At 71.0% G+C, this 25,517-nt stretch carries 22 protein-coding genes and 1 pseudogene; 15 read left to right on the top strand and 8 right to left on the bottom strand.

What is annotated here, in order from left to right:
- The first annotated feature begins 268 nt into the window (after nt 1–268).
- Nucleotides 269–3,265, top strand: coding sequence for a BTAD domain-containing putative transcriptional regulator (locus tag AB0M59_RS17715; protein WP_364615959.1), 2,997 nt, complete (start codon nt 269–271; stop codon nt 3,263–3,265).
- A gap of 31 nt (nt 3,266–3,296) precedes the next feature.
- On the top strand, nt 3,297–4,526 hold the full coding sequence (locus AB0M59_RS17710; protein WP_364615956.1) for an FAD-dependent monooxygenase: 1,230 nt from the start codon (nt 3,297–3,299) through the stop codon (nt 4,524–4,526).
- Here the strand turns inward: AB0M59_RS17710 and AB0M59_RS17705 are convergent.
- Nucleotides 4,495–4,819: pseudogene (locus AB0M59_RS17705) on the bottom strand (DUF3140 domain-containing protein). The gene AB0M59_RS17710 and the pseudogene AB0M59_RS17705 sit on opposite strands and share 32 nt — an antisense overlap.
- 55 nt (nt 4,820–4,874) lie before the next feature.
- On the opposite strand from AB0M59_RS17705, the gene AB0M59_RS17700 reads away from it, so the two are divergent.
- Entirely contained in the window at nt 4,875–5,084 is a 210-nt protein-coding gene (locus AB0M59_RS17700; protein WP_364615953.1) for a DUF2945 domain-containing protein, read from the top strand.
- 18 nt (nt 5,085–5,102) lie between these two features.
- Here AB0M59_RS17700 and AB0M59_RS17695 read toward each other — a convergent pair whose 3' ends face one another.
- Nucleotides 5,103–6,227 (bottom strand): helix-turn-helix domain-containing protein, encoded by a 1,125-nt coding sequence (locus AB0M59_RS17695; RefSeq protein WP_364615950.1) that lies wholly within the window; start codon nt 6,225–6,227, stop codon nt 5,103–5,105.
- Nucleotides 6,228–6,397: 170 nt separating this feature from the next.
- Between AB0M59_RS17695 and AB0M59_RS17690 the strand changes: the two genes are divergently transcribed.
- The gene (locus tag AB0M59_RS17690; protein WP_364615948.1) at nt 6,398–7,663 is read left to right on the top strand and encodes a YncE family protein; all 1,266 of its coding nucleotides are present in this window, start codon (nt 6,398–6,400) and stop codon (nt 7,661–7,663) included.
- A 6-nt stretch (nt 7,664–7,669) separates the two neighbouring features.
- Here the strand turns inward: AB0M59_RS17690 and AB0M59_RS17685 are convergent, their stop codons facing one another.
- Nucleotides 7,670–8,083, bottom strand: a complete 414-nt coding sequence (locus AB0M59_RS17685; protein ID WP_364615945.1) for a DUF5655 domain-containing protein — start codon at nt 8,081–8,083, stop codon at nt 7,670–7,672.
- 17 nt (nt 8,084–8,100) lie between these two features.
- Nucleotides 8,101–8,577, bottom strand: coding sequence for a MarR family transcriptional regulator (locus AB0M59_RS17680; protein ID WP_364615942.1), 477 nt, complete (start codon nt 8,575–8,577; stop codon nt 8,101–8,103).
- 227 nt (nt 8,578–8,804) lie between these two features.
- On the opposite strand from AB0M59_RS17680, the gene AB0M59_RS17675 reads away from it, so the two are divergent.
- Nucleotides 8,805–9,518, top strand: coding sequence for a DUF4142 domain-containing protein (locus AB0M59_RS17675; protein WP_364615939.1), 714 nt, complete (start codon nt 8,805–8,807; stop codon nt 9,516–9,518).
- Here AB0M59_RS17675 and AB0M59_RS17670 read toward each other — a convergent pair.
- On the bottom strand, nt 9,502–10,110 hold the full coding sequence (locus AB0M59_RS17670; RefSeq protein WP_364615936.1) for a TetR family transcriptional regulator: 609 nt from the start codon (nt 10,108–10,110) through the stop codon (nt 9,502–9,504). The genes AB0M59_RS17675 and AB0M59_RS17670 overlap by 17 nt on opposite strands.
- Nucleotides 10,111–10,202: 92 nt before the next feature.
- On the opposite strand from AB0M59_RS17670, the gene AB0M59_RS17665 reads away from it, so the two are divergent.
- Nucleotides 10,203–11,357, top strand: a complete 1,155-nt coding sequence (locus AB0M59_RS17665) for an FAD-dependent monooxygenase (RefSeq protein ID WP_364615933.1) — start codon at nt 10,203–10,205, stop codon at nt 11,355–11,357.
- A 129-nt stretch (nt 11,358–11,486) separates the two neighbouring features.
- Here the strand turns inward: AB0M59_RS17665 and AB0M59_RS17660 are convergent, their stop codons facing one another.
- Nucleotides 11,487–13,292, bottom strand: coding sequence for a helix-turn-helix domain-containing protein (locus tag AB0M59_RS17660; RefSeq protein ID WP_364615930.1), 1,806 nt, complete (start codon nt 13,290–13,292; stop codon nt 11,487–11,489).
- A gap of 168 nt (nt 13,293–13,460) precedes the next feature.
- On the opposite strand from AB0M59_RS17660, the gene AB0M59_RS17655 reads away from it, so the two are divergent.
- The 9 genes from AB0M59_RS17655 to groL all read left to right on the top strand — a co-directional run bounded on the left by AB0M59_RS17655 (nt 13,461) and on the right by groL (nt 22,583).
- Nucleotides 13,461–13,709 (top strand): hypothetical protein, encoded by a 249-nt coding sequence (locus AB0M59_RS17655; protein WP_364615927.1) that lies wholly within the window; start codon nt 13,461–13,463, stop codon nt 13,707–13,709.
- A gap of 105 nt (nt 13,710–13,814) precedes the next feature.
- Nucleotides 13,815–15,467: a methane monooxygenase gene (locus tag AB0M59_RS17650; protein ID WP_364615924.1), complete on the top strand. Its 1,653-nt coding sequence runs from the start codon at nt 13,815–13,817 to the stop codon at nt 15,465–15,467.
- A gap of 19 nt (nt 15,468–15,486) precedes the next feature.
- A complete protein-coding gene (locus AB0M59_RS17645; RefSeq protein WP_364615921.1) occupies nt 15,487–16,524 on the top strand; it encodes a 2Fe-2S iron-sulfur cluster binding domain-containing protein in 1,038 nt (345 codons plus the stop codon).
- Between the two features lie 6 nt (nt 16,525–16,530).
- A complete protein-coding gene (locus AB0M59_RS17640) occupies nt 16,531–17,700 on the top strand; it encodes a toluene hydroxylase (protein ID WP_364615918.1) in 1,170 nt (389 codons plus the stop codon).
- Nucleotides 17,697–18,068 carry a propane 2-monooxygenase effector subunit MimD gene (gene mimD / locus AB0M59_RS17635; RefSeq protein ID WP_364615915.1) on the top strand — a complete coding sequence of 124 codons (372 nt, stop codon included), beginning with the start codon at nt 17,697–17,699 and terminating at the stop codon, nt 18,066–18,068. The genes AB0M59_RS17640 and mimD overlap by 4 nt, the downstream gene beginning before the upstream one ends.
- Before the next feature lie 40 nt (nt 18,069–18,108).
- Nucleotides 18,109–19,146, top strand: a complete 1,038-nt coding sequence (locus tag AB0M59_RS17630) for an amidohydrolase family protein (RefSeq protein WP_364615912.1) — start codon at nt 18,109–18,111, stop codon at nt 19,144–19,146.
- On the top strand, nt 19,143–19,859 hold the full coding sequence (locus AB0M59_RS17625) for an iron-sulfur cluster assembly protein (protein ID WP_364615909.1): 717 nt from the start codon (nt 19,143–19,145) through the stop codon (nt 19,857–19,859). Before AB0M59_RS17630 ends, AB0M59_RS17625 begins: the two co-directional genes overlap by 4 nt.
- The gene (locus AB0M59_RS17620; protein WP_364615906.1) at nt 19,856–20,881 is read left to right on the top strand and encodes an NAD(P)-dependent alcohol dehydrogenase; all 1,026 of its coding nucleotides are present in this window, start codon (nt 19,856–19,858) and stop codon (nt 20,879–20,881) included. Before AB0M59_RS17625 ends, AB0M59_RS17620 begins: the two co-directional genes overlap by 4 nt.
- Before the next feature lie 10 nt (nt 20,882–20,891).
- Nucleotides 20,892–22,583 (top strand): chaperonin GroEL, encoded by a 1,692-nt coding sequence (gene groL, locus AB0M59_RS17615; protein WP_364615903.1) that lies wholly within the window; start codon nt 20,892–20,894, stop codon nt 22,581–22,583.
- A gap of 98 nt (nt 22,584–22,681) precedes the next feature.
- Here groL and AB0M59_RS17610 read toward each other — a convergent pair whose 3' ends face one another.
- The gene (locus AB0M59_RS17610) at nt 22,682–23,281 is read right to left on the bottom strand and encodes a hypothetical protein (protein WP_364615900.1); all 600 of its coding nucleotides are present in this window, start codon (nt 23,279–23,281) and stop codon (nt 22,682–22,684) included.
- Between the two features lie 71 nt (nt 23,282–23,352).
- The gene (gene helR, locus AB0M59_RS17605; protein ID WP_364615897.1) at nt 23,353–25,509 is read right to left on the bottom strand and encodes an RNA polymerase recycling motor ATPase HelR; all 2,157 of its coding nucleotides are present in this window, start codon (nt 25,507–25,509) and stop codon (nt 23,353–23,355) included.
- Nucleotides 25,510–25,517: the final 8 nt, after the last annotated feature.

Raw genomic sequence — 25,517 nt, 5'->3', positions numbered from 1 at the left:
CTTAAACGTCACCTCACCAACGCCATCTACCAGGCCCTGCTCACCGACCACCAACACCAGCTACAAGCAGCAACTTGACATAGAAGCTTCATTCAGGACGTTTGGTGGGCCGGCGGCGAGCGTGCGACTGGACTTTGCCGGAGCCCTGACCTGGGAGTCCTGAATGACTCATTCAAGACACCGTTCACTCGCGCGCCGAGAGCCGGGCGGGGCAGCTCTTGACCCGACCGGCCACCGCGGACGGGGGCGGTGGGCCAGAATCGGCGGCGTGCAGTTCGCGATCCTCGGGCCGGTCGAAGCCCGCCGCCCCGACGGGACCTCCGTTCCCCTCGGGGGTCCCCAGCTCCGGGGGCTGCTCGCCCTCCTCGCCCTCGACGCCGGCCGCGTGATCAGCGCCGAGCGGCTGATCGACGGCCTGCACGGCGACCACCCGCCCGACGGCGCCGCGGAGGCGCTGCAGTCGCAGGTCTCGCGGCTGCGGCGGCGTCTGCGGGACGGCGGCGCGCCGGACGGTCTCGTCGAGTTCACGCCCGCCGGGTACCGGCTGGCCGTCGATCCCCAAGAGGTCGACGTCCACCGCTTCGAACGGCTCACCGCCGAGGCGCGGACGACACCCGACCCGGCCGCGAAGCGAGAGTTGTTCGCCGAAGCGCTCGCGTTGTGGCGAGGGCCCGCGCTCGACGGCCTCGCCGATCCGCCGCGCGCGGCCCGGCTGGCCGAGCTGCGCCTGGCGGCGACCGAGGACCGCGTCGAGGCCGATCTCGTCCTCGGCCACCACGAACGGCTCGTCGCCGAACTCCGCGAGCTGGCCGGTGAGCACCCGCTTCGCGAACGGCTCACCGCGCAGCTCATCCGCGCGCTGCACGGCAGCGGCCGCTCTGCCGAGGCCCTCAGCGTCTTCGCCGAGATCCGCGAACGGCTCGCGGACGAGCTGGGTGCCGACCCGTCGGCGGAGCTGGCGGACGCGCACGTCGCCGTCTTGCGGGCCGCCGGACCCGCGCCCGCCCGGCGGGTTCCGGTGCCGCTGACCGGGTTCGTCGGCCGGAGCGAGCTCGACGACCTCAAGGCCGCTCTCGACGACGCTCGGCTCGTCACGCTCACCGGGCCGGGCGGCGCGGGCAAGACCCGCCTCGCCATCGAAGCGGCCGCCGGCGAAGTGTGTTTCGTCGAGCTGGCGACGACGACCGACGTGCCGCGGGCCGTTCTCGCCGCGCTGGGCCTGCGCGAGCAGGGCGTGCTGGCGCCCGGCGTAGCGGAGGAACCGGCCGACCGGCTGGCCGCCGCGCTCGCCGACCGGCCCCTGCTGCTGGTGCTCGACAACTGCGAACACGTCGTCGCCGCGGCCGCGCGGCTGGTCCGGCGGCTGCTCGGCGCGTGCCCCGGCCTGCGCGTGCTCGCGACCAGCCGCGAACCCCTGGCCCTGACCGGCGAAAAGCTGGTGCCGGTCGGCGCCCTGCCCGCGAGCGCCGCGGCGCGGCTGTTCACCGACCGGGCCGCGGCGGTGGCGCCGGGCAGCGTGCCCGACCCGGGCGCGGTGAACCGGATCTGCGCGGCCCTCGACGGCCTCCCACTCGCGATCGAACTTGCCGCCGCCCGCCTGCGGTCGCTGCCGGTGGACGACGTCGCCGCCCGCCTCGGTGACCGCTTCCGGCTGCTGTCGCGCGGCGACCGGACCGCCGAGCTGCGGCACCGGACCCTGCGCGGCGTCGTCGAGTGGAGCTGGGACCTCCTCGAACCGGACGAACAGCGGCTCGCGGGCCGGTTCGCGGTGTTCGCCGGCGGCGCGCGGCTCGACGCGGTCGAACACGTCGGCGCCGAGCCCGACGCCGACGGCGTGCTCACCGGCCTGGTCGAGAAGTCCTTCGTCGAGTTCGCCGGCGGCCGCTACCGGATGCTGGAGACGATCCGCGCGTTCTGCGCCGAGCACGGCGACGACCGGCGGGCCGCGCACGCGAAGTACTTCCTCGGCCTCGCCCGCGCCGCCGAGCCGAACCTGCGCGGCGCGGACCAGCTGACCGCACTGGCAGAGCTGACCGCCGAGCACGCGAACCTGCACGCGGCACTGCGCTGGGGCGCCTCCGAAGAACCGGAAACCGCGGTGCGGCTCATCGCGGCCCTGACCTGGTACTGGTGGCTGCGCGGCCTGCGCAGCGAGGCGACGCCGTTCGCGGACGCCGTCGTCGCCGCCTTCGGCGCCGAGCCACCGGCGGGACTGGCCGAGGAGTACGTGCTCTGCCTGATCCACGCGTCGGACACCGACGTCGACATCGAGCCGATCCTGCACGGGCTCGAGGGGCCGTTGCGCCATCCGTACCTCTTCCTGCTGTGGGCGTTTTCCCCGCGCACCAAGGTGCGGGACGGCGAGCGGCTGGCCGCGTTGGTCGGCGACGACGCGTGGTCGCGGGCGTTCACCCGGATCGGCGACGGCCTCGGCGCGCAGTACCGCGGCCGGATCGCGGAGGCCGAGACGCACTTTTCGGCGGCACTGGAGGGATTCCGCGCGCTCGGCGACCGCTGGGGCGAGGCCAGCGCGCTGGAGAAGCTCGCGGAGTTCGCGGACTGGCGCGGTGACCACGCGCGGTTCCGGGAGCTGATGGACGAGTCCGTGCGGCTGGCCGGCGAGCTCGGGTCGGTCGAGGACGCCGCCGACCTGCTTTGCCGCCGCGCCGACGGCGTGCTCCGCGCCGGGGACGCCGAGACCGCCCGCGCCGACTACGAGACCGCCGCCGACCTGGCCCGCGCGGCCGGGACGCCGTTGACGCTCGCGCGGGCCCGCGGCGGCCTGGGCGAGATCGCGCGGCGCGCGGGCGACCTGGCCGCGGCCCGGCGCTGGTACACCGCGGCCCTCGGCCTCGCCGTCGACCCGGTCACCGGCGGCGAGACGCGGATCCGGCTCCACACCGGCTTCGGCTGGACGGCCGCCGCCGAAGGCAACCTCGACGAGGCGACCGACCTGCACCAGGAGGCGCTGGCCACCGCCCTCGAACACACGAACCTGCCGGGCGCGGCCCAGGCGGTCGAAGGCCTGGCAGGCGTCCTCGCGGCGAAGACCGAGGACGAGCGGGCCGCGTTCCTGCTCGGCGTCGCCGTCGGGCTGCGCGGCACGCCGGTGACCGGGGACGCGGACGTCGTCTCGGTGACGGACCGGGTGCGGCTGCGCATCGGTGCCGAGGCGTACGCGCAAGCCTTCGAGCGAGGTCGCGAAATGCCCCCTGAGCAGGCATTGGGCGAGTTCGGTCAGCGGCGGTTCGCGCTCGGTTCGTGAGCGGTCAGCGGCCGCGCCCAGAGTTCGGGGCATGACGAAGAGCATCCTGGTCTCCGGCGCCAGCATCGCCGGCCCCGCCCTCGCCTTCTGGCTGAACCGCCACGGCTTCCGCGCCACCGTCGTCGAGCGCGCCCCGAGCCTGCGCGAAGGCGGCTACAAGGTCGACATCCGCGGTGTCGCGGTCGACGTCGTCCGCCGCATGGGCCTGCTGGAGGAGGTGCACGCGGCGAGCACCGACATGCGCGGCGCGGCGTTCGTGAACAAGCGGGGCAAGGAACTCGCGACGCTCGACGCCGACACGTTCGGCTTCCGCCACGGCGACGACACCGAGATCCTCCGCGGCGACCTCGCGAAGATCCTCTACTCCGCGACCCGGGACCACACCGAGTACGTCTTCGGCGACTGGATCACCGGCCTCGACGAGCGCGCGGACGGCGTCCACGTGACGTTCGCACACGGCGCCCCGCGCCGGTTCGACCTGGTCGTCGGGGCCGACGGCCTGCACTCCGGCGTCCGCGCGCTGGCGTTCGGCCCGGAGGAGGACTTCCTGCGCCGGTTCGACGCCTACATCTCGATCTCGACCGTGCCGAACACCCAGCAGCTGGACCGCTGGGAGCTGCTGCACTCGGCGGCCGCGGGCAAGATGGTGAACGTCTACAGCACGGCTCGTTCCGCCGACGCGAAGGCCGCGTTCTGGTTCACCGCCCCGCCGCTGGCCTACGACCGCCGCGACGTCGACGGCCAGAAGAACCTCGTCGCGGCGCAGTTCGCCGGCCTGGGCTGGGAGATCCCGGCCCTCCTCGACGCGATGCGCGACGCGGACGACTTCTACTTCGACCCGGTGTGCCAGATCGTCATGGACCGCCTGTCCACCGGCCGGGTGACGCTGCTCGGCGACGCGGGTTACTGCGCCTCGCCGGCGTCCGGGCAGGGCACGAGCCTGGCGCTGGCCGGTGCGTACGTCCTGGCGGGGGAGCTGGCCGCTTCGGCCGGCTTCGGGGTGGCTCTTTCGCAGTACGAGAGCGAGATGCGGCCGTACATCGAGAAGAACCAGGCGCTGGCGAAGACGGCGCTGCGCGGGATCATCCCGCAGTCGCGCGCCTTCGCGTGGTTCAACACCCGGATGATCAAGCTGATGCCGTACCTCCCGGGCCGCAACCGCGTCCTGGAGCAGATGGCCCGCCCGATCCGCGAAGCGGCGAACGCGCTGGTGCTGAAGGACTATTCGCTCAGTGCAGGGGGTCGTGTCCCCAGTTCATGAGCGAGTACCGCCAGGTCGTCTCCATGACGTCGCCGGACGGGCGCTGAGCCAAGGTGCCGGTGGACGTAACCGACGACCTTGCGCATGTGGGCGTGGTCGTCGGCGGTGAGGTCGTCGTTCTTCTTCCGCAGGATCCCGACGATCCGCCGGCCGGACTCGTGACCCACGGACTCGCCACCGCCCTTGTGCTGCCCGGCGTCCTTCGCTTCGTCGGTCTTCAGCCAGTCCTCCAGCTGCTTCGCGGTCATGTTGACGCTGTCGCCGAACTCGCGGCGGGTTTCCTCGTCGTCCATTCGGGACGCATACCCGCTTCGATCACGGGTACACGCTGTTCAGGAGGTGGTTGTCATGAGCAAGGACTTCAAAAAGGGCGACCGCGTGCGGTGGGACGCGGGCAACCAGAGTTCCGTCGGCACGGTCGAGGAGAAGATCACCGAGGACACGCACGCGGGCAAGCGTGACGTGAAGGCGTCGCCGGACGAACCGCAGTACCTCGTCAAGAGCGAGAAGTCCGGGAAGACCGCCGTGCACCACCCGGACAAGCTCCACAAGGCCTAGCGCGGTCCACCTCGGGAATCAGCTGGGCGTGCCGAGCCAGCAGTGCAGCGCCCACCACGAGCGCACCGCGTCGAGCACCCGGCCGCCGCTGTTTTCGCCCAGTACCAACGGTGTCAGCTCGGCCAGGCGGTCCAGCCGGTACCGGACGGTGTTCGGGTGCAGGTGCAGCGCTTCGGCCGTCGGGCGCAACCGCTGGCCGTGGTCGAGGTACGCCAGGGCCGTCCCCGCCAGCTCGCGGTGGAACGGGTTCGCCGGATCGAGCGAGCCGAGCAAAGCCGACTTGACCAGGTCGCCCAGCACCGGCTGCGCCGTCAGCGCGATCTCGCCCGCCAACGCGGTCAGGTCGTGGTAGCCGGGCCCGGCGAGACGCGCCGCCGCCGTGCAGAGGCGGTGAACCTCCTGCAGCGCAGGCAAAGCCGCGGCCGGCGCGACGACCAGCAGGACGTCCTCGGCCAGCTTGACGCCCGCAGGTGACCGGGCCGCCAGACCGGTCAGCCTGCCCTCGACCAGGCCGTAGACCCCGCCGAACTCGAGCAGCGCCTGCTCCAGCGTGCGCGCCCGCGCCGGGTCGCTGACGTCGGACACCACGCAAAAGTACCGGACATCGGGGTGCAGTCCCGCTCGCCGGAGCTCTTCGGGCGTCGGCGGGTGCCCGGCGAGCAGCAGGGTACGCAGCAGCTGGGTCCGCGCGTCGCGCACCGTGCGGGACAGCTGGAGCTCGGCGGCGTGGTAGCCCTTGACGATGTGGTGCTCCAGCGCGCCGGTGTAGCGGCCGGCGTCGAGGACGGTCTCGAGGATGACGTCGTCCGGCACGCCGGCGGCCCGGGCGCGTTCGACGGCGACGCGCCCCGCGTGCGTGCGGCCCGCCTGGACCCCGCGCAGGAGTTCGGTGAGCGGGACACCCTGCGCGGCGCGGTCGGCGCCCAGCGCTTCCGCGGCGGAGTAGTCCTCGCGGGCGGGACCGCCCGGGCTCGCCGTCGCCCGCAGCGCGGCCGAGAGCAGGACCTGGATGTGCCGCCGGTTCTCGGCTTCCGGGAGCCGCGCGACCTCGGACGACTCGCTGCGCGCGACCTTCACCAGCTCGTCCAGCACGGTCTCGTCCGCGGCCAGGTCGTCGAGGATCCGCCGGAGCAGCGGCGTCACAGCACCTCCCGGACCGTTGTGGCACGGCCACAACCCGCCGCCCGCGACGTTGGGCGATCGGCCCTACCGGAAGAGCTCCCAGGGCCGGTTATCGTGGCAATACCGGACAGTAACCCCTGTCCCGCGCAAAAACCACCGCCGCACCTCTTCAGCGTCGAAAGGTGTCTTCCGTGCGCACTTCCCCGAGCACCCGCCGACGGCGGTCCTACCTCTCGCGCCTGGCGTACCTCACTTCCGCCGTCGCCCTGCTGGCGACCGGTGCGGCGGTCCCGGCCACCGGTGCACCCGCGGCCCTGCGGGAGGTCATGTTCGTCGGCAACAACTGGGATGGGACGGCCGACGTCATCCAGTCCCGCGGCTCCTTCGCGAAGATCGGGCGCGTGAACATCATCCCGGACAAGGACGACCGGCTGCGCGAGATCTACCTCAACCCGATCAAGCTGGCGTTCTTCCTCGGCATCCGCAACGGGCCCGGCGAGGGGCACGACCAGTTCGTCGACGACATGTACACCACACCGGACGGCTCGTCGGTGGTGGCGTCGCGGCCGAGCTTCGCCGACGTCGTCTCGATCAGCCTCGCCACCGGCCGGATCAACTGGCGCTTCCCGGTTTCGGGGTTCCGCGCCGACCACATGGCGGTCTCGCCGGACGGCCGCCGTGTCGCCGTCTCCGCCTCGACGTCGAACACCGTGCACGTGCTCGACATCGTCACCGGGCAGCAGGCCGGCTCGTTCACGGCGGGGGACAAGCCGCACGAGAACGTGTTCACCGACGGCGGCCGGTACCTGTGGAACATGTCGATCGGCGAGGTCAACACCGACCTCGACGACCCCGGCTGGGACTTCACCAAGGGGGACCGGCGCATCACGGTCGTCGACGCCGCGACCTTCCGCCAGGTCAAGGTGATCGACATGCGTGACCGGCTCGACGCCTTCGGGCGCCGCGACCTCTCGGACGCCGTGCGGCCCGTCGCGTTCACCCCCGACGAGTCCAAGCTGTACTTCCAGGTGTCGTTCTTCAACGGCTTCCTGGAGTACGACGTCGCGAGCGACCGGATCACCCGGCTCAAGGAGCTGCCGAAGAACCCGGCCACGAGCGACGACCGCAAGACCTTCGTCAACGACTCCCGCCACCACGGCATGTCGATGAACCCGGCGGGGACGAAGCTCTGCATCGCCGGCACGATGGACGACTACGCCACGGTCGTCGACCGCGCGACCCTGCAGCAGGGCACCCTGGTGCCCGCGGTGAAGCCGTACTGGGCGACGGTGAGCGGCGACGGCAGCGCGTGCGTGATCTCCGAGGCCGGCGCGGACCAGGTCACGGCGATCGACTTCGCGACGGGGCAGAAGCTCGTCTCGGTGCCGGTCGGTGACCACCCGCAGCGCGTGCGGATCGGCCACGTGCCCGAAGGCTGGACGGGCCCCGCGAGCTGACCCGGCTCAGGAGAAGTCGTAGGCGATCGTGAACCAGCCGCGGACTTCGTCGTCCACATCGGACACCTCGCGCAGCTTCAGCTGGTGTCCCACCCGGGGTCCGCTCGCCCAGCGCGCCGGGGCGATCCGCGCCGTCTCGATCGGGCGCGGCAGGAACAGGTACACCAGGACGTCCTTGGACCGCGGCCGCAGCTCGGCGAGCTTCCGGTCCCGCTTGAGGAACACCCCGACCTTGACGGCGTCCTCGTGGACGTCGCCCAGGGTCCGCAGGTGCCCGACGACCGCATCGTAGATCGCGCGGAACCGCGGGTCGCGGCCGGCGAACGTCTCGTCGACCGTGCAGCCCGGGACGCACGTGTGGCCCTGGCCGGCGCGCGCGAACTCGCGGTCGCAGCGCGGGCACGTCCACCGGGTCGGCATGCCGTCCAGGATGGCACTCACAGCGGGGCCGGGCCGAGCGCCGGGATGGTGGCGGCCGCGGTCACCAGCCGCCGGGCGGCCGCGGCCGCGGTCTTCCGCTGAGCAGGCGGCAGCCGGTCCAGCAGCGCGCCCAGCGCCGCGTGGCGCCGGTCGAGGATCCGCGCCACCAGGTCGTGGCCGGTCGGGGTGACCTCCAGGGTCACCACGCTCCGGTTGCGCGGGTCGCGGCCGCGCGCCACGTACCCGAGGGCCTCCAGCCGGTCGGCCAGCCGGGTCACCGACGACGCGTTGACGTCCATCGCCGCCGCCAGCCGCGAGCTCGGCACCCGGCCGAGGCGGTCGAGGATGAGCAGCAGGCGCGTCTGGGGGAAGGTGACCTCGGGCGGCGCGGCGTGCGCGCACTCCCACGCGATCCCGACCAGGACCAGGGTGAGGCCGTCCAGGGCCACCACGTCCGGATCGGCGCCCGGAGCCGCGTCTTCGAGGGTTTGCATGAAGCAATACTTGCCAACCGCAAGAGCATCGGTCAAGATGGGTGACCCCGGCACTCGCCCGGGACGTCCGGCCGGCTCGGCCGACCCTTCTCCGCGCGTCCACAAGGGACTGTTATGCCGTCCTGAACCCGTTGGTGCGCAACAAAATTCGTTCAAATCGGCTTGAACCTCTCCGCGACGGGAGCCGTAGTACCCCGTACAGGCACTTGTCGCCAGAAGGAGGAACGATGCCGGATCACCGTGGCATGACGGCCAAGGCCAGGGCTCGGACCGTGCTGGTCGTCGTGGCCACTCTCGCCGTGGTCGCCGTGGGTTCGGTCATGGTGCTGAAAGCCAGCGCCCAGACCGCGCCCGGATCGACGCAGGCGCAGGTCCCGGCGTACGGGCAGGGCATGGGGGGCATGCAGATGGGCTCGGCGGCGGACGCCGCGGTGTCCGCCGCGGGCGTCGCCGACGCCGGGCCGGTCACCGAGCTCGACAAGACGTTCCTGGTCAAGGTGCGTCAGGCGGGGCTGTGGGAGATGCCGGCGGGCGACCTCGCGCAGAGCCACGCGAGCAGCGACGCGGTGAAGCGCGCCGGGCTGCACCTGCTGGACGGGCACTCGCACCTCGACCAGCTCGTCCGCGAGGACGCGAAGATGCTCGGCGTGACGCTGCCCGACCAGGCCAGCGCCGAACAGCAGGGCTGGGTCCGGCAGCTGACGGCTGCCCAGGGTCTCGAGTTCGACAAGCTGTTCGTGAACCTGCTGCGCGCGTCGCACGGCAAGATCTTCGCGACCATCGCCGAAGTCCGCGCCGGTACCCAGAACGACGTCATCCGCCGGCACGCGACGCAGGCGAACCAGACGGTCCTCGACCACATGAACGTCCTGGAGGACACCGGGCTGGTCGACCCGCAGACGATCGCCGACGTCGCCAAGGCGGTCAACCCGCCGAAGTGACACGTCCCGGCGGCTCGCTCGGCATCGGCGTTCCCCCGGCCAGGTAACGCTGGACGGTCGGGCCGACCTCCGCGACCACCTCGGCCGAGGTCAGCGCCACCACCGGCGGCAGCCGCAGTACGTACCGGGTCAGGGCCAGGCCGAGCAGCTGGCTCACCACCAGCCCCGCGCGGCGCGGGGCGTCGGCCGGGTCGCCGAACCGCAGGACCGCGGGGGTGACCTGGCCGGCGAACACCTGCCGCATCTTCTCGACCACGGCGTCGTCGGCGACCGCCGACCGCAGCAGCGTCAGCAGGATCTCGTCGGTCGGGGGCTGCTCCCACAACACCAGGAACTGCCGCGTCAGCAGCTCGCCGACGGTGCCCGGGTCGGCCGTGGCCAGGTCCGGCAGGTCCAGCTCGACGTCCACTGCCGCCGCGAACAGGCCGTCCTTGCTGCCGTAGTAGCGCATCACCATCGACGGGTCGATGTCCGCGTCGGCGGCGATCGAGCGGATCGTCGCGCGGCGGAAGCCGTCGGCGGCGAACCGGCGGCGCGCGGCGTCGAGGATGGTCGCCCGGGTGGCGTCGGATCGGCGCGGTGACTCACTCATGTCAACAAGTGTAGGCCAACACTTGTTGACAAGCCAGCGCGGTGGTGGTTACGTGGTTGCCAACAGTTGTTGGCAAACTCGGAGGTGCTGTGATGTCCCTGCCCACCCGTACCGACGTCCTGATTGCCGGAGCCGGCCCCGCCGGCCTCGCCACCGCGATCGTCCTCGCCGAGGCCGGCGTCGATTTCGTGCTGCTCGACCGCCAGGCCGAGGGTGCGAACACCTCCCGGGCCTGCGTGGTGCACGCCCGCACCCTGGAGGTGCTGGCCGAGCTCGGCGTCACCGAGCGGCTGAAGGAGCTGGGCGTCGTCGTCCCGACGTTCACCGTCCGCGACGGCGCCACGGTGCTCGCGAAGGTGCCCTTCGGCGGGCTGCCCACCGCCTACCCGTACACGCTGATGGTGCCGCAGGACCGGACCGAAGCCGTGCTGCTGGCGCGCCTGCGCGAGGTGGGCGGCGACGTGCACCGGCCGTACGAGGTCACCGCCGTCGCCGGCGACGACACGGGCGTCACGGTCACGACGACCGGCGGCACCGTGCGCGCGAAGTACGTGATCGGTGCCGACGGCATGCACAGCACCGTCCGCGAGCAGGCCGGCATCGGGTTCACCGGCGCCACCTACGCCGAGTCGTTCGTGCTCGCCGACGTTCGGATGAGCTGGCCGCTGGACCGCGAAGAGGTCAGCCTGCACCTGTCGCCGGAGGGCGTGACGGTCGTCGCGCCGCTGCCGGACGGCGACGACCACTACCGGGTGGTCGCGACGGTCGCCGAGGCGCCCGAGCACCCCGGGATCGCCGACATCCAGTCCATTGTGGACACGCGCGGCCCGGACGGCGCGCGGTCGCGGGTCACCGAGGTCGTATGGAGCTCGCGGTTCCGCGTGCACCATCGGGTGGCCGACCACTACCGCGCCGGCCGGATCCTGCTGGCCGGCGACGCGGCCCACGTGCACAGCCCGGCCGGCGGCCAGGGCATGAACACCGGCATCCAGGACGCGGTCGCGCTCGGCCGGTTGCTGACCCGGGTGGCCGCCGGCGAGCCGGACGCGCTGCTGGACACCTACGAGACGACGCGGCGCCCGGTGGCGACCGGCGTGGTGGCGTTCACCGACCGGATGACGCGGATGGCGACCCTGCGCCCCCGCCCGGCGCGGCTGCTGCGCAACACCGTGATGAAGACGGTTTTCTCGCTGCCGCCGGTGCGGGAGAAGCTGGCCTACCAGCTGGCGGAACTCGCGGCCCGCTGACCGGCCGTCCGCCGGAGGTCGCGGGTGTCTTGAATGAGTCATTCAGGACCTCCGAAGACCTGAATGACTCCTTCAAGACCTTTGCCGGGGCCCGGGGCCGCACGGTGATGCGGGGAAGGTGCCTTCAGCTCAGCGCGTCGGGGGGACGATGCCGTACTCGTGGATCTTGCGGTAGATCGTCGCCCGGGAGATGCCCAGCAGCTTCGCCGCCCGGACCTTGTTGCCGTCCGCGTCTTCGAGGCAGCGGACGATGGCGTCCCGCTCGATCGACTCGAACCGGTTCAGCGGCCGCCGCGCGACGGTGTGGAACTCCGCCGGGAGGTCGCCCGGGCGGATGGTCCCGGCCCGCCGGCGCTGGGCCACCTTCCGCAGCACCTGGTAGAGCTGGCCGGTGTTGCCCGGCCACTCCGCCCGCATCAGCAGGTGCAGCGCCGCCGCCGAGCAGGTCAGCCGGCCGCCGTAGCCGAGCTTGCTCAGCACCAGCGGGACCAGCTCCGCCAGGTCCTCGACGTGGTGGCGCAGCGGTGGCACACGCACCGTCCGCGGGAACGACTTCAGCAGCTCGGCCAGCGCCGGGTTCGTCTCGGCTTCCGGCACGAGCGTGACGACGACCCACGGTGCGTCGGCCCGCTCGCGCAGCTCCCGCAACGTCGTCGCCAGTGCGTTGGCCGCCGACGCCGTCAGCCGGTCGGCGTGGCGGAGCACCAGCGTGCGGATCGGGGCTTCGGCGTGTTCGCGCAGCAGCTCGGCCGCCCAGTCGGTGCCGGTCGTCACCGCCGCGTCGACGGTCAGCAGCCGGTCCGCCGGGTGGTGGCGCTGGTGGAGGCCCTTCGCCAGGGTCAGCTTGCCGGTGCCGGCCTCGCCTTCCAGCGCGACCCACTCGCCGCGCTGGTGGCCGGAGTCGAGCTCGTGCCCGCAGCGCAGCCACAGCGGCGCCTGCCCGACCACGCCCGGCAGGTACATCGGCAGCATCGGCGTCGACGGCACGGCGAGGGCTTCCTCGGCTTCGATCAGCTTCACCGACAGCACGCCGCCCGCGGTGTCGGTCTCCCGCTGACCCGGGACGCGGCGGCAGAACACGCGCACGCGCAGGCCGCTGGAGAGCGCGAGCGTCGCCGACGTCCGGCGACCGTCGGTCAGCGCTTCGGTGGCGTGGCTCAGCAGCACCGACTGGTCGACCGGGTCGAGCAGCTGCCGCGCCCGGTCGTTCATCATCACGATGTCCTCGTTGAACGCCAGCACGATGCCGGTCCACCGGCGGCACGTCTGCAGGTACGCCTGGAAGAGGATCATCTCCCGCAGATCGCTGTGCCGCAGCAGTGCCTGCCGGATCTGCTCGGCCGTCGAGCGGGCCAGCGCGATGAGCAGGCCGCCGGCGTCCTTGTACCAGCAGGTGAGGTCGACCGCGCCGATCTTCTTGCCGGAGATCGGGTGGTGGATCGGCACGCCCGCGCACGCCAGGTTCTCCAGGTGCTCGGCGTAGTGCTCGTGGCCGAACACCGTGGTCGCGCGGCCGTCTTCGAGCGCGGTGCCGATGCCGTTGGTCCCGACGGACTGCTCGCCGTAGCTGAACCCGGGGACCAGCTCGACGCGTTCGAGGTGCCGCTTCAGGTCCGCGTCGCCGGTCCGCTGGGTCAGCACGACGCCGTTGGAGTCGGTGAGGATCAGGCTGATCGGCTGGCCGTCGAACTGCTCGCCCAGCTTGTGCAGCACCGGCTCGGCGCCGCGGATCAGCGGGCTGTCGGGGTTGTGGCCGCCGGAGTAGAGGGGGTCGATCCGGTCGGCCTCGACCTGGAACTCCTGCGAACGCCGCCAGGAGGCCAGGATCGTCTGCCGGACCGTGCCGGGCGGCACCGGTTCGGCCGTCAGGAAACGGACCCGGGTGCGGGCGAGCTCGTCGTCGGCGAGCAGGGTTCCGGGCACCATCTCGTCCACGTGACCTCCAGCTTCCCCGCGGCCCACGTGGGTGCGGGCACACCCGTTGTGCCGCCCGTTCAGCCTAGATCCGGCTCGCGCCGCGCGGTGTCTCAAATTGAGACGGCCGGGACGCGCGGTCGGCGGTCCGATGGACCCGGAAGAGACCGCTGACCAGGAGGAGTGCCCATGGCCGCCGAGGCCGCGGAGACGTACAACCCGTGGACGATCGTCAACCTGGTTTTCACGCATCTGGCCGAACAGGGGCTGCACCCGACGTTCGGCGGGGACGGCCATCCCGGCGACCCGGCCGCGGCGCTGCTGCGCGCGCTGGGGATCACCCCGACCGTCGAAGGGGACGCGCGCGTGCGCACGAGCGTCCACAGCGAGCTCGCCGAGCTGCGGGCGCGGATGCTCGGCGCGGACGAAACGCCCTGAGCAGCGGTTCTGTCTCAGATTGAGACCCGCGTCACTCGCGAGCGCCCCTTGAATGGTCAACGCAGGACGTCCGCCCCGACGGCGAGCGACGGACAAGGAGTCTCCATGAGTCGCCAGAGTGTGGCGAAAGCCCACCAGAAGATCCAGGAACTGTCGTGGGAGCCGGCGTACCACACCCCGGTTTCGCACTACGGGACCGACTACACCTTCCAGAAGGCCAAGAAGAAGGACCCGTTGAAGCAGGTCCTCCGCTCGTACTTCCCGATGCAGGAGGAAAAGGACCACCGGGTCTACGGCGCCGAAGACGGCGCGATCCGCGGCAACATGTTCCGCCAGGTGCAGGAACGCTGGCTGGAGTGGCAGAAGCTGTTCCTGTCGATCATCCCGCTGCCGGAGATCTCGGCCGCGCGGGCGATGCCGCTGCTGTTCCGCACGGTGCCCAACCCGGAACTGCACAACGGCCAGGCGATCCAGATGATCGACGAGGTCCGCCACTCGACGATCCAGCAGAACCTCAAGCGCCTGTACATGCAGAACTACATCGACCCGGCGGGCTTCAACTCGAGCCTGCGCAACTTCCAGAACGACTACTGCGGCACCATCGGCCGCCAGTTCGCCGAAGGCTTCATCACCGGTGACGCCATCACCGCGGCGAGCATCTACCTCACCATCGTGGCGGAGACGGCGTTCACGAACACGCTGTTCGTCGCCATGCCCGCGGAAGCCGCCGCCAACGGCGACTACCTGCTGCCCACGGTGTTCCACTCGGTGCAGTCCGACGAGTCCCGCCACATCAGCAACGGGTACGCGACCCTGCTGATGGCGTTGTCGGACGAGAGCAACCACCAGCTGCTCGAACGCGACCTGCGGTACGCGTGGTGGAACAACCACGCCGTCGTCGACGCCGCGATCGGCACGTTCATCGAGTACGGCACCAAGGACCGCCGCAAGGACCGCGAGAGCTACGCGGAGATGTGGCGCCGCTGGATCTACGACGACTACTACCGCTCGTACCTGGTACCGCTGGAGAAGTACGGGCTCGTGATCCCGCACGACCTCATCGAAGAGGCGTGGAACCGGATCTGGAACAAGGGCTACGTCCACGAGGTCGCGCAGTTCTTCGCCACCGGGTGGCTCGCCAACTACTGGCGCATCGACCCGATGACCGACGAAGACTTCGAGTGGTTCGAGTACAAGTACCCGGGCTGGTACGACAAGTACGGCAAGTGGTGGGAGAACTACAGCCGGCTCGCGACGCCGAACGGGCACCACCCGATCGTCGCCGAGGACGTCGACTACGTGTACCCGCACCGCTGCTGGACGTGCATGGTGCCGTGTCTCATCCGCGAGGACATGGTGGTCGACGAGGTCGACGGCCAGCACCGGACGTACTGCTCGGAGACGTGCCGCTGGACCGACGCCGAGGCGTTCCGGCCCACCTACCAGGGCCGCAACACCCCGAACATGGGCCAGCTGGTCGGTGCCCGCGAGTGGGAGACGCTCTACCACGGCTGGAACTGGGCCGACGTCGTCTCCGACATGGGCTTCGTGCGCGACGACGGGAAGACCATGGTCGCGCAGCCGCACCTGAACCTCGACCCGAAGAAGATGTGGACGCTCGACCACCTGCGCCGGATGCCCGAGGTGCAGTCGCCGAACGTGCTGCTGAACCAGATGACCGACGCCGAACGCGCCGCGTTCGTGGCCGACTACAACCGTCAGGGCCCGGCCGGGCGCCCGGCGCCGAAGACGGCCTGACGGCGCGGGAGGGCCTGGCATGGCGGAGAAGCACCGCGTCCGGTTCGAACCGGTCGGGATCGAGATCGACGTCGCCGAGGACACCACGATCCTGCGCGCCGCCGCCGAGCAGGGCGTCATGCTCATGCACGGCTGCAAGGAAGGACAGTGCGCGGCCTGCAAGTCGTTCATCCTCGACGGCGAAGACGTCGAACACGACCGCTATTCGACCTTCGCGCTCCCCGACTACGAAAAGGAGGAGGGTTTCACGCTGCTGTGCCGGGCCCACGCGTACGAAGACCTCACGATCGAGCTGCTCAACTACGACGAGGAAATGATCCACTCGGGCCTGCCGATCCAGGAGGCCGAAGTCGAGGTCGTGGCGAACGACCACGTCACGCACGACCTGCGGCACCTCGTCGTCAAGCTCGTCGACCCGGAGCTGTCGCTGAAGTTCTTCCCGGGGCAGTACCTGGACTTCGCGATCCCGGGCACCGAGGAGACGCGGTCGTTCTCGATGGCCAACACCTCGGCGCGCGACGGGCTGCTGGAGTTCGTCATCAAGGTGTACCCCGACGGGCTGTTCTCCCGGTTCCTCGACACCGACGTCGCGGTCGGCGACCGGCTCCGGGTGACCGGCCCGTTCGGGGTGTTCACCCTCCGGGACAACCCGGGCAAGGACCTGGTCTTCGTCGGCGGCGGGGCCGGGATGGCGCCGATCCTGTCGCTGCTGCGGGCCATGGCCGAACGCGGCATCGACCGGAAGGCGACCTACTACTACGGCGCCCGCCGCGAGGCGGACCTCTGCTTCCACGCGGAATTGCGGGAGCTCGAGGAGAAACTGCCGGGCTTCCGTTACGTGCCGGCGCTTTCCGAGCCCGGCGACGACGCCTGGGAGGGAGAGACCGGCCTGATCACCGACGTCCTGCGCCGGGCCGGCCTCGACCTGACCGGCGCCGACGCCTACGTCTGCGGGCCCCCGCCGATGGTCGAGGCCGCGCTGGAACTGCTGCCCGCGCTCGGCGTCGCCGACAAGCGCGTCTTCTACGACAAGTTCACCACCACGGGCGAAGGGTAAAAACCCATGACAGCCACCGAAGAACGCAGCGTGCCGAAGCCGACGTTCACCGACGCCGAGGCGGGCGCGAAGGTCTTTCCGGACTCGGACGCCCGGAAGTTCAACTACTACAGTGCCGCCAAGCGCAAGCAGAGCCACTACGAAGACGTCACCGTCGAGGTCCAGCCGGACCCGCGCCACTACCTGTCCCAGGGCTGGCTGTACGCCTTCGCCGACGGCAAGGGCGGCTACCCGCTGGAGTGGACCGCGCTGAAGGCGTGGGGCTCCGACCGGCCGCTGCCCGAGCGCGGCCCGGGCTCCGGCGGCAAGGGCTACGACTGGCCGGCCCACGGCTGGCACGAGTTCCGCGACCCCAACGAGGAGTGGGAGCTCACCCTCTACCGCTACAACGCGAACGTCGTGCGCCAGCTCAACCAGAACGTCGACGCCGCGCGCCAGGCCAAGGCGTTCGAGCAGTGGAACCCCAACTGGGTCGAGTTCGTCGCCAGGCACGTCGGCGCCTGGATGCACGTCGACCACGGCCTCGGTCTTTACCTGTACGCCAACGCCAACCGCCGTGCGCCGACGAACATGCACAACAACGCGATCTCGGTGAACAGCATGCACCGCATCCGCGCGGCGCAGGACCTGGCGCTGTACAACCTGACGCTGACCGAAGAGATCGACGGCTTCGACGGCACCGCCCACCTGGCGACCTGGGCCGAGGACCCGGCCTGGCAGGGCGTGCGGGAGACCGCCGAGCAGCTGACCGGGATCTGGGACTGGTGCGAGGCGATCTTCGCCGCGAACATCGTCTTCGAGCCCCTCGTCGGCGAGCTGTTCCGCAGCAATCTGGTGCAGCAGGCCGCGCCGGCGAACGGCGACTTCGTCACGCCGACGCTGATCGGTGCCGAGGAGTTCGACTTCTCCGAGCGGGACCTCCGCTACACGAAGGCGATGTTCCACCTGCTGATCAACGACAAGGAGTTCGCCGGGCACAACCAGGCGCTGCTGCAGAAGTGGCTGGAGGACTGGGTGCCGAAGAGCATCGCCGCCGCCCGCGCCCTGCAGCCGCTGTGGTCGCAGCCCGACGCCAAGCCCATCCGGTTCGAGGACGGTCTCGACCGGGCGAAGAGCCGGTTCGCCGGAATCCTGTCCGAATTGGGTCTCAAAGCACCGGAGGAGCTGGGCCAGTGACTGTCTTCAAGACCGCGGAAAGCCCGTTCAAGACGAACAACACCGCGTCCAACATGTGCGGCTTCACCCTGATGAACAACCAGGTCGGCGCGATCGTCGCGGAAGTCATGGGCACCAAGGACAACGTGACCGTGACGCCGCTGCCGTCGATGATCCGCGTCGACGCGAAGGGCCGGACCGACCTGGTCTACGCCGAGGTCGACGAAGCCGCCGGCGAGGAAGAGGGCTGGTTCAACGCGGCCGAGTTCGAGGAGAGCATGTCCACCCACTACGGGCGCATGATCCACGAGGACGACCGCACGATCATGTTCGCCAACCCCGAGGACGCGGCGGAGTACCTCGACTTCGATCTGAAGCCCATCAAGTAATTCAGCTGGAAGCACTCGATCCGCTCAGGAAGGATCACCGATGTACGAAAAAGACGGCGAAAAATACTTCGTGGTGGACGCCCACACCCACTTCTGGGACGCCAGCCCGGACAACTGGGTGAAGGGGCAGGAGGAATACGCCAAGGGCTGGATCGAGTGCTTCCACGCCTACCAGGGCCTCGGCCCGAAGGAGACGCACTGGCCGATCGACCGCTTCCAGAAGTACTCCGAAGAGCTGATGATGCACGACCTGTTCGAGGTCGGGCACGTCGACACCGCCATCTTCCAGCCGACGAACCTGCGGCAGTGGTACAGGAACGGCTTCAACACCACCGAAGCCGACGGCGCGCTCGCCGCGAAGCACCCCGGCAAGTTCCTCGTGAACACCACCTTCGACCCGCGTGAAGGCGACGAGGGCATGAAGGCGTTCGAGGAGCGCGTCAAGCGGTACGGCTGCAAGGGTGTCAAGCTCTACACCGCCGAGTGGCGTGGCGACTCCCGCGGCTGGAGCCTCAAGGACCCGGAAGCGGCTCGCTATCTGGAGAAGTGCGAAGAGCTGGGCGTCAAGAACGTCCACATCCACAAGGGCCCGACGATCTGGCCGCTCGACAAGGACGCCTTCGACGTGTCCGATGTGGACCACGTGGCGACGAACTTCCAGGGCCTCAACTTCATCGTCGAGCACGTCGGCCTGCCGCGCATCGAAGACTTCTGCTTCATGGCCACCCAGGAGCGGAACGTCTACGCGGGGCTCGCCGTGGTGGTCGGCGGCCTGATGCACGCCCGGCCGAAGTTCTTCGCGAAGGTCATGGGCGAGCTGATGTTCTGGATCGGCGAGGACAAGCTGATCTTCGGCGCGGACTACGCCATCTGGGAGCCCAAGTGGCAGGTCGAGGGCTTCGTCGACTGGAACATGCCGGGTGACGACGAGCTGTCGGACTTCGCGCCGCTGACCGTCGACCAGAAGAAGAAGATCCTCGGGCTGAACGCCGCCCGCCTGTACGACATCGACGTGCCGGCGGAGCTGCGGCTGAAGGACCCCGAGCCGGTCGAGCCCGTCGGCGTGCCGAACTCATGACGGCACTCGACGATCGGGTCGTCCGGGCCGGCCACGCCGAGGTGTGGTCGGCCCTGGGCACCGTCCGGGATCCCGAACTGGACGAACCCCTCACCGACCTCGGGTTCGTGGCCCGCTGCGAGGTGAGCGCGGCGGGCCACGCCGTCATCCGGCTGCGGCTGCCGACGTACTTCTGCGCGCCCAACTTCGCGTTCCTGATGGTGGCGGACGCCTACGACGCCGTCGCCGGCGTGCCGGGCCTGACCGGGCTCGACATCCGGCTCGACGACCACTTCGCCTCCGACGTCATCAACCGCGGGGTGGCGGCGCGGCGGGGCTTCGTCGCGTCGTTCGAGGGCGAGGCCGTCGACGAGCTCGACAGCCTGCGCTACGACTTCGTCCGCAAGGCCGTGCTGGCCGGCACCGACCGGGTCTGCCGGACGCTGGCCGGCACCGGGCTCGACCCGGCGTCGCTGACGCTCGGCGAGGTCCCGCCGGGGCCGGACGTCGAGCGGCTGCGCGCCCGGCGCCGTGAGCTGGGCCTGCCCGCCGAGGACGGCGACCCGTTGCTGCTCGACCCGGCCACCGGGGCGGCGGTGGCCCCGGCCGATGCGAAGCGCCACCTGGCCTTCGCGCGGCTGACCCGCACGAGCATGGAGGCCAACTCCGGGGTCTGCCGCGGCATGCTGCGCGCGCGGTATTCCCTGACCAGCGAAGAGGAGGGCACGGGATGAAGGCCGTGCGGCTGCAGAAGTACCACCAGCAACCGGTGATCGAAGAAGTGCCGGAGCCGCGCGCCACCGGACCCTTCGACGTCGTGGTCAAGATCGGCGGCGCCGGCGTGTGCCGCACCGACCTGCACATCATCGAGGAGCAGTGGGCCGAGAAGTCCGGGGTCGCGCTGCCGTACACGATCGGGCACGAGAACGCCGGCTGGGTGCACGAGGTCGGCGCGGCGGTGTCCAATGTGGCGGTCGGCGACACGGTCATCCTGCACCCGACGCCGACGTGCGGGCTGTGCCACGCCTGCCGCGCGGGCGACGACATGCACTGTCCCAACGGGAGCTTCCCGGGCATCGACTCCGACGGCGGCATGGCCGAGTACCTGCTGACGTCGGCGCGGGCCTGCATCAAGCTCGACCCGGCGACCCAGCCCGAAGACGTCGCCGCACTCGCCGACGCGGGCATCACCGCCTACCACGCGGTGCGCAAGGCCGTGCCGCTCCTGTACCCGGGCACCACCTGCGTCGTCAACGGCGCCGGCGGCCTCGGGCACATCGGCATCCAGTCGCTGAAGGCGCTCACCGCGACCCGCGTGATCGTGGTGGACCGCAACGCCGACGCGCTGGAGCTGGCGGCCACCCTGGGCGCCGACGAGACGGTGCTGGGCGACGGCAAGCAGGTCGACGCGGTGCTCGACCTGACCGGTGGCAACGGCGCCGAGGTCGTGCTCGACTTCGTCGCCGAGCAGGGTGCCCAGCAGGACGCCTTCGCGATGACCCGGCGCGCCGGGTCGCACTTCGTCATCGGCTACGGCTCGAACATCGACATCCCGACGATCGACATCATCTCCACCGAGCGCAACGTCATCGGCAACCTCGTGGGCACCTACAACGACCTGGCCGAGCTGATGGTGCTGGCCCAGGCCGGGAAGGTCACGCTCCACACCAAGAAGTACCCACTGGACGCGGCGCTCGACGCGTTGGCCGACCTCGACGCGGGCCGCGTGCGCGGCCGGGCGATCCTCACCCCCTAGGAGCAGGCACATGGCGAAGGAACTGCGGTTCGGCTCGGACGCCCGCGACCTGCTGCTGGCGGGCGTCGACAAGCTGGCCGAAGCGGTCAAGTCCACCCTCGGCCCCAAGGGCCGCAACGTGATCATCGAGAAGATCACCGGTTCGCCGGTGGTCACCAACGACGGCGTCACCATCGCGCGCGAGATCCACCTGAAGAACCAGTTCGAGAACATGGGCGCGCAGCTGGTCAAGGAAGCGGCGATCAAGACCAACGACGTCGTCGGCGACGGCACCACCACGGCCACCGTGCTCGCCCAGGCCATCGTCCACGAAGGCATGCGGGCCATCGCGGGCGGCGGCAACCCGGTGCTCGTCAAGCGCGGCATCGACCACGCGGTCGGGCTGCTGGTGGCGCACCTGGAGAAGCAGGCGCACCCGGTCGTGTCCGAACAGGACTACGCGCGGGTCGCGGCGATCTCCGCCAACGACGACGACACGGTCGGCGCCGTCATCGCGAAGGCCCTGCACACCGTCGGCGACGGCGGCGTGGTGACGGTCGAGGAGTCGCCGTCGATCGGGATGAGCGTCGACTTCGTCGAGGGCTTCGAGTTCGACAACGGCTACCTCTCGCCGTACCTGGTCACCGACCCGGGCCGGCTGGAGGCGGTGCTCGACGACCCGTACATCCTCATGTGCTCCGAGAAGATCACCAAGGTGCAGCAGCTGATGCCGTTGCTGGACAAGGTGATGCGTGCGCCGCGACCGCTGGTCGTGATCGCGGAGTCGATCGAGGGCACGGCGCTGTCCATGCTGGTGCACAACCACGTCAACGGCACGTTCCAGTCGGTCGCCGTCCGCGCGCCCGGCTTCGGCGACCGGCGGCTGCACAAGCTGGAGGACCTCGCCGCGATCGTCGGCGGCGCGGTGCTCTCGAAGACGTCCGGGTTCAGCATGGAGACGATGACGCTGGAGCACCTCGGCCGGGCCAAGCAGGTCCGGGTCACCGAGAACAACACGACCATCGTCGGCGGCGCCGGTACGTCCGACGCCGTCGAGTTCCGCGTCGGACAGCTGCGGGCGGAGCTGGAGCGCGCGCAGTTCGGCGTCGACGAAGACGTCCTGACCGAGCGCATCGGCGCCCTGACCGGCAAGGTCGCGGTGGTGCGCGTCGGCGCGGCCACCCCGGCCGAGCTGAAGGAACTGCAGCACCGGGTCGAGGACGCCCTGTCGGCGACCCGGGCGGCGATGGCCGAGGGCATCGTGGCCGGCGGGGGAGCGGCACTGCTGCACTCCGAGAAGGCGCTGGAAGGCCTGGGACTGGAAGGAGACCAGGCGATCGGCGTCGAGATCGTGCGGCGGGCGCTGGCCGAGCCGGCGTTCCTCATCGCGCACAACGCGGGCCACCCGGCGCACGAGATCGTCGCGCGCACCCGCGAACTCGGTGACGACGAGGGCTTCGACGCGCTGCACGACCGCTACGGCGACATGGTGGCGATGGGCGTCGTCGACCCGCTGCGGGTGTGCCGCTCGGCGGTGCAGAACGGGGCGTCGGTGGCGGGTCTGCTGCTCACGACGAACTCGCTGATCGCCGAGGAGCAGACCCCGTGGGGCGGCAGCGCGGCCCTGATGACCGAGTTCGGCCCCCTGGACGAGGGGTTGCACCAGCCCTCGCCCGACGCGAGCACGCCGCAGTCCCTCGGGATGGGCCCCTCCGTCGGCTGAGCCCTTCGTCCGGCCGCCCACGGAGAACGGAGGTCCCCTCACCGGTGTCCTGAGCCTCGGTGAGGGGACCTTCGCGTCGTGCGCCCGCTGCCCGGCGCTCAGCTCACCAGGCCGTTGCGAGCCAGCTCGTGGCCGGCCAGCTTCTCGATGATGTCCCGGTCCCGCTCCCGCCACCCGGTCGCGACCTCGCCCACCGATGCCAGCCGCCGCAACGGCTGGGTCGCCAGCGCCCGCAGCGCCAGCAGGTCCATCCCCTCGTCCCCGAGCGCGCGCAGCCGCGCCGCCGCCGACGCGCGGCGGGTGAAGTGCCAGCGCAGCGGCAGCCACGTCACCACCAGCGTCAGCACCGGCAGCGCGATGATGATCGCCGCCATCCACCACGCCAGGTTCTCCACCGCTTCGATCTGCCACCGCCCGGAGTCGACGAGCTTGCTCCCGACGTCAGACCCGCTGTGGAGCGCCTTCGCCAGCCCGTCGCCGATGAGCGGGATGCCGCCGGCCGAGTTCGCCGCCGAGTCGAACGTCCCGCGCAACCCCGTTCCCGCGTCGACGAGCCCGTCGCCGGGCGCCCGCAGCTTCATCACCTCGTCGTACGCCGACGTCCCCAGCCAGACCGCGAAGATCACGAGCAGCAGGGCGAGCAGGTCGCTGACGAGCTGGGCGGTGCGGCGGATCGGCCGTTCGGCGTAGAGCTGCATCGGGACGCCTTTCGCGGTGGGGGAGCGCGGGCGTCGGCAACGTACCCGCGCTCCCCACCGGCGAATCGTGGCTAGCTCCGGACGACCTCCGCGAGCCCGTTCAGCGCCGCCGGCAGCGCCTCTTCGTGCAGCACGCCGAGCCGTTGCGTGGCCCGCGTGAGCGCCACGTAGAGGTCCGCCGGGCTGTCGGCGAGGATCGTCGCCGGTTCCACCACCAGGACGGCGTCGAACTCCAGCCCCTTCGTCTCCGACGCCGGCACCGCGCCCGGCACCCCCGGCGGCCCGATCACCACGCTGGTGCCTTCCCGCCCGGCCTCGTCGCGGACGAACTCTTCGATCGCCGCAGCCCGCTCGTCCCCGGTGACCTGCCGGGACCACGGCAGGACGCCGCACGCGCGCACCGACTCCGGCGGCTTGACGTCCGGTGCGAAGCCGGCCAGGACCGACGCCGCGACGGCCATGATCTCCGCCGGCGTCCGGTAGTTGACCGTCAGCGACCGGTAGACCCAGCGGTCGGCGACGTACGGCGCCAGCATCGCGCCCCACGCCCGCGCCCCGGCCTCCGAGCGGCGCTGGGCGAGGTCGCCCACCACCGTGAACGACCGGCCCGGACAGCGCCGCATCAGCACCCGCCAGTCCATTTCGGACAGTTCCTGCGCCTCGTCGACGACGACGTGCCGGTAGGTCCAGTCCCGGTCCGCCGAGGCGCGCTCGACCAGCGTGCGCGTGTCGGCCTCGACGAACCGGTCCGCGAGGTCCTCGGCGTAGAGGAGGTTCTCGGCCGAGAGCATGACGTCCTCGTCCATCTCCTCCCGATCCAGCTTCATCGACTGGAAGACGCCTTCGGCGTAGTCGGCCTCGGCCTTCCGCGCCCTCGCGGCCGCCTTCTCCGCGGCCTTCTCGGCCGTCTTGTCACGGCCCAGCAGGTCGACCAGCTCGTCGAGCAGCGGCACGTCCGACACCGTCCAGGCGTCACCCCGGGCCCGGAACAACCCCGAATCCGCCGAAGCGGACGAGTACAGCGAGGACAACAGGCCTTCCGGCGTCAGGATCGGCCAGAGCTCGTCGAGCGTCGCGGTGAACTTCTCGTCGCCCGCGAGGTCCTCGAGCAGGCCCTTCCGCATGCTTTCCCACTCGTCGCGGTCGTCCCGGTTCAGCCAGCCCTTGCCGATCCGGCCGATCGCCCGTTCGGTGAGCACGTACGTGACGATCTCGGTGAACACCGCACGCGCTTCGTTGTGCGGCAGCCCGCTGTCGCGCGCCTCCTGCCGGGCCCACTCCGCGGTCGCGGCGTCGATCCGCACGGTGACGTCCTTCAGCGCGATCGGCACCGGCTCGGCCGGCAGCCGCTGCCGGTCGGCGACCGCCGCCTTCAGCACGTCGAGGATCTTCAGCGATCCCTTCAGCCGCGCGGCTTCCGGGGTGTCCTCGGCGGTGACGTGCAGGCCGGGCACGAGGTCGCCGGTGGTCGTGAACACGACGTCGGTCTCGCCCAGCGAGGGCAGGACGCGGCCGATGTGGTTCAGGAACGCCGGGTTCGGCCCGACCACCAGCGCGCCGTGGCGTTCCATCCGCTCCCGCTGGGTGTAAAGCAGATACGCGACGCGGTGCAGCGCCACGACCGTCTTCCCGGTGCCCGGGCCGCCTTCGATGACCAGCACGCCGGGGTGGTCGAGCCGGATGATCTCGTCCTGCTCGGCCTGGATCGTCGCGACGATGTCGCGCATCCCCTCGCCACGCGGCGCGTTGACGGCCGCGAGCAGCGCCGCGTCCCCCTGCGCGTCCCCGCCCGGACGGCCGAGGTCCTCGTCGGTGAACCCGAGCACCCGCCGCCCGCGCGTGTGGAACTGGCGGCGCCGGTGCATGTCCTCCGGGTTCGCGCCGGTGGCGGTGTAGAACGGGCGCGCCGCCGGCGCCCGCCAGTCGAGCAGCACCGGCCGGTAGTCGTCGTCCTCCTCGAACAGGCCGATGCGCCCGATGTAGGACTGTTCGCCGGAGACGGCGTCCAGCCGCCCGAAGCACAGCCCGTTGTCGACGACGTCCAGCCGCTTCACCTGCCGGCCGAGCGAGCGCACGCCGACGTCGCGTTCCATGGCGCCGACACCCTTGCCGCCGAGCGCCGCCTCGTACTCGCCCTTCACCCGCGCGCGCTCGGCGTCGAGCCGCGCGTATAGCCCGGCGACGTGGTCGCGCTCGGACCGCAGTTCTTCTTCGTACCCCTGAGACAATTTCCCTC

Origin of the sequence: Amycolatopsis sp. NPDC051371 (assembly GCF_040682155.1) — a bacterium.
Lineage (GTDB): Bacteria > Actinomycetota > Actinomycetes > Mycobacteriales > Pseudonocardiaceae > Amycolatopsis.
This window is presented reverse-complemented; position numbering and strand designations above follow the sequence as displayed.

Coding starts and splice junctions, on each gene's coding strand:
- AB0M59_RS17665 (WP_364615933.1), top strand. CDS start 10,203: ATGTCCCTGCCCACCCGTACCGACGTCCTGATTGCCGGAGCCGGCCCC.
- AB0M59_RS17680 (WP_364615942.1), bottom strand. CDS start 8,577: ATGCAAACCCTCGAAGACGCGGCTCCGGGCGCCGATCCGGACGTGGTG.
- AB0M59_RS17620 (WP_364615906.1), top strand. CDS start 19,856: ATGAAGGCCGTGCGGCTGCAGAAGTACCACCAGCAACCGGTGATCGAA.
- groL (WP_364615903.1), top strand. CDS start 20,892: ATGGCGAAGGAACTGCGGTTCGGCTCGGACGCCCGCGACCTGCTGCTG.
- AB0M59_RS17670 (WP_364615936.1), bottom strand. CDS start 10,110: ATGAGTGAGTCACCGCGCCGATCCGACGCCACCCGGGCGACCATCCTC.
- AB0M59_RS17700 (WP_364615953.1), top strand. CDS start 4,875: ATGAGCAAGGACTTCAAAAAGGGCGACCGCGTGCGGTGGGACGCGGGC.
- AB0M59_RS17610 (WP_364615900.1), bottom strand. CDS start 23,281: ATGCAGCTCTACGCCGAACGGCCGATCCGCCGCACCGCCCAGCTCGTC.
- AB0M59_RS17640 (WP_364615918.1), top strand. CDS start 16,531: ATGACAGCCACCGAAGAACGCAGCGTGCCGAAGCCGACGTTCACCGAC.
- AB0M59_RS17630 (WP_364615912.1), top strand. CDS start 18,109: ATGTACGAAAAAGACGGCGAAAAATACTTCGTGGTGGACGCCCACACC.
- AB0M59_RS17685 (WP_364615945.1), bottom strand. CDS start 8,083: ATGCCGACCCGGTGGACGTGCCCGCGCTGCGACCGCGAGTTCGCGCGC.
- AB0M59_RS17645 (WP_364615921.1), top strand. CDS start 15,487: ATGGCGGAGAAGCACCGCGTCCGGTTCGAACCGGTCGGGATCGAGATC.
- AB0M59_RS17710 (WP_364615956.1), top strand. CDS start 3,297: ATGACGAAGAGCATCCTGGTCTCCGGCGCCAGCATCGCCGGCCCCGCC.
- AB0M59_RS17650 (WP_364615924.1), top strand. CDS start 13,815: ATGAGTCGCCAGAGTGTGGCGAAAGCCCACCAGAAGATCCAGGAACTG.
- AB0M59_RS17675 (WP_364615939.1), top strand. CDS start 8,805: ATGCCGGATCACCGTGGCATGACGGCCAAGGCCAGGGCTCGGACCGTG.
- AB0M59_RS17655 (WP_364615927.1), top strand. CDS start 13,461: ATGGCCGCCGAGGCCGCGGAGACGTACAACCCGTGGACGATCGTCAAC.
- AB0M59_RS17625 (WP_364615909.1), top strand. CDS start 19,143: ATGACGGCACTCGACGATCGGGTCGTCCGGGCCGGCCACGCCGAGGTG.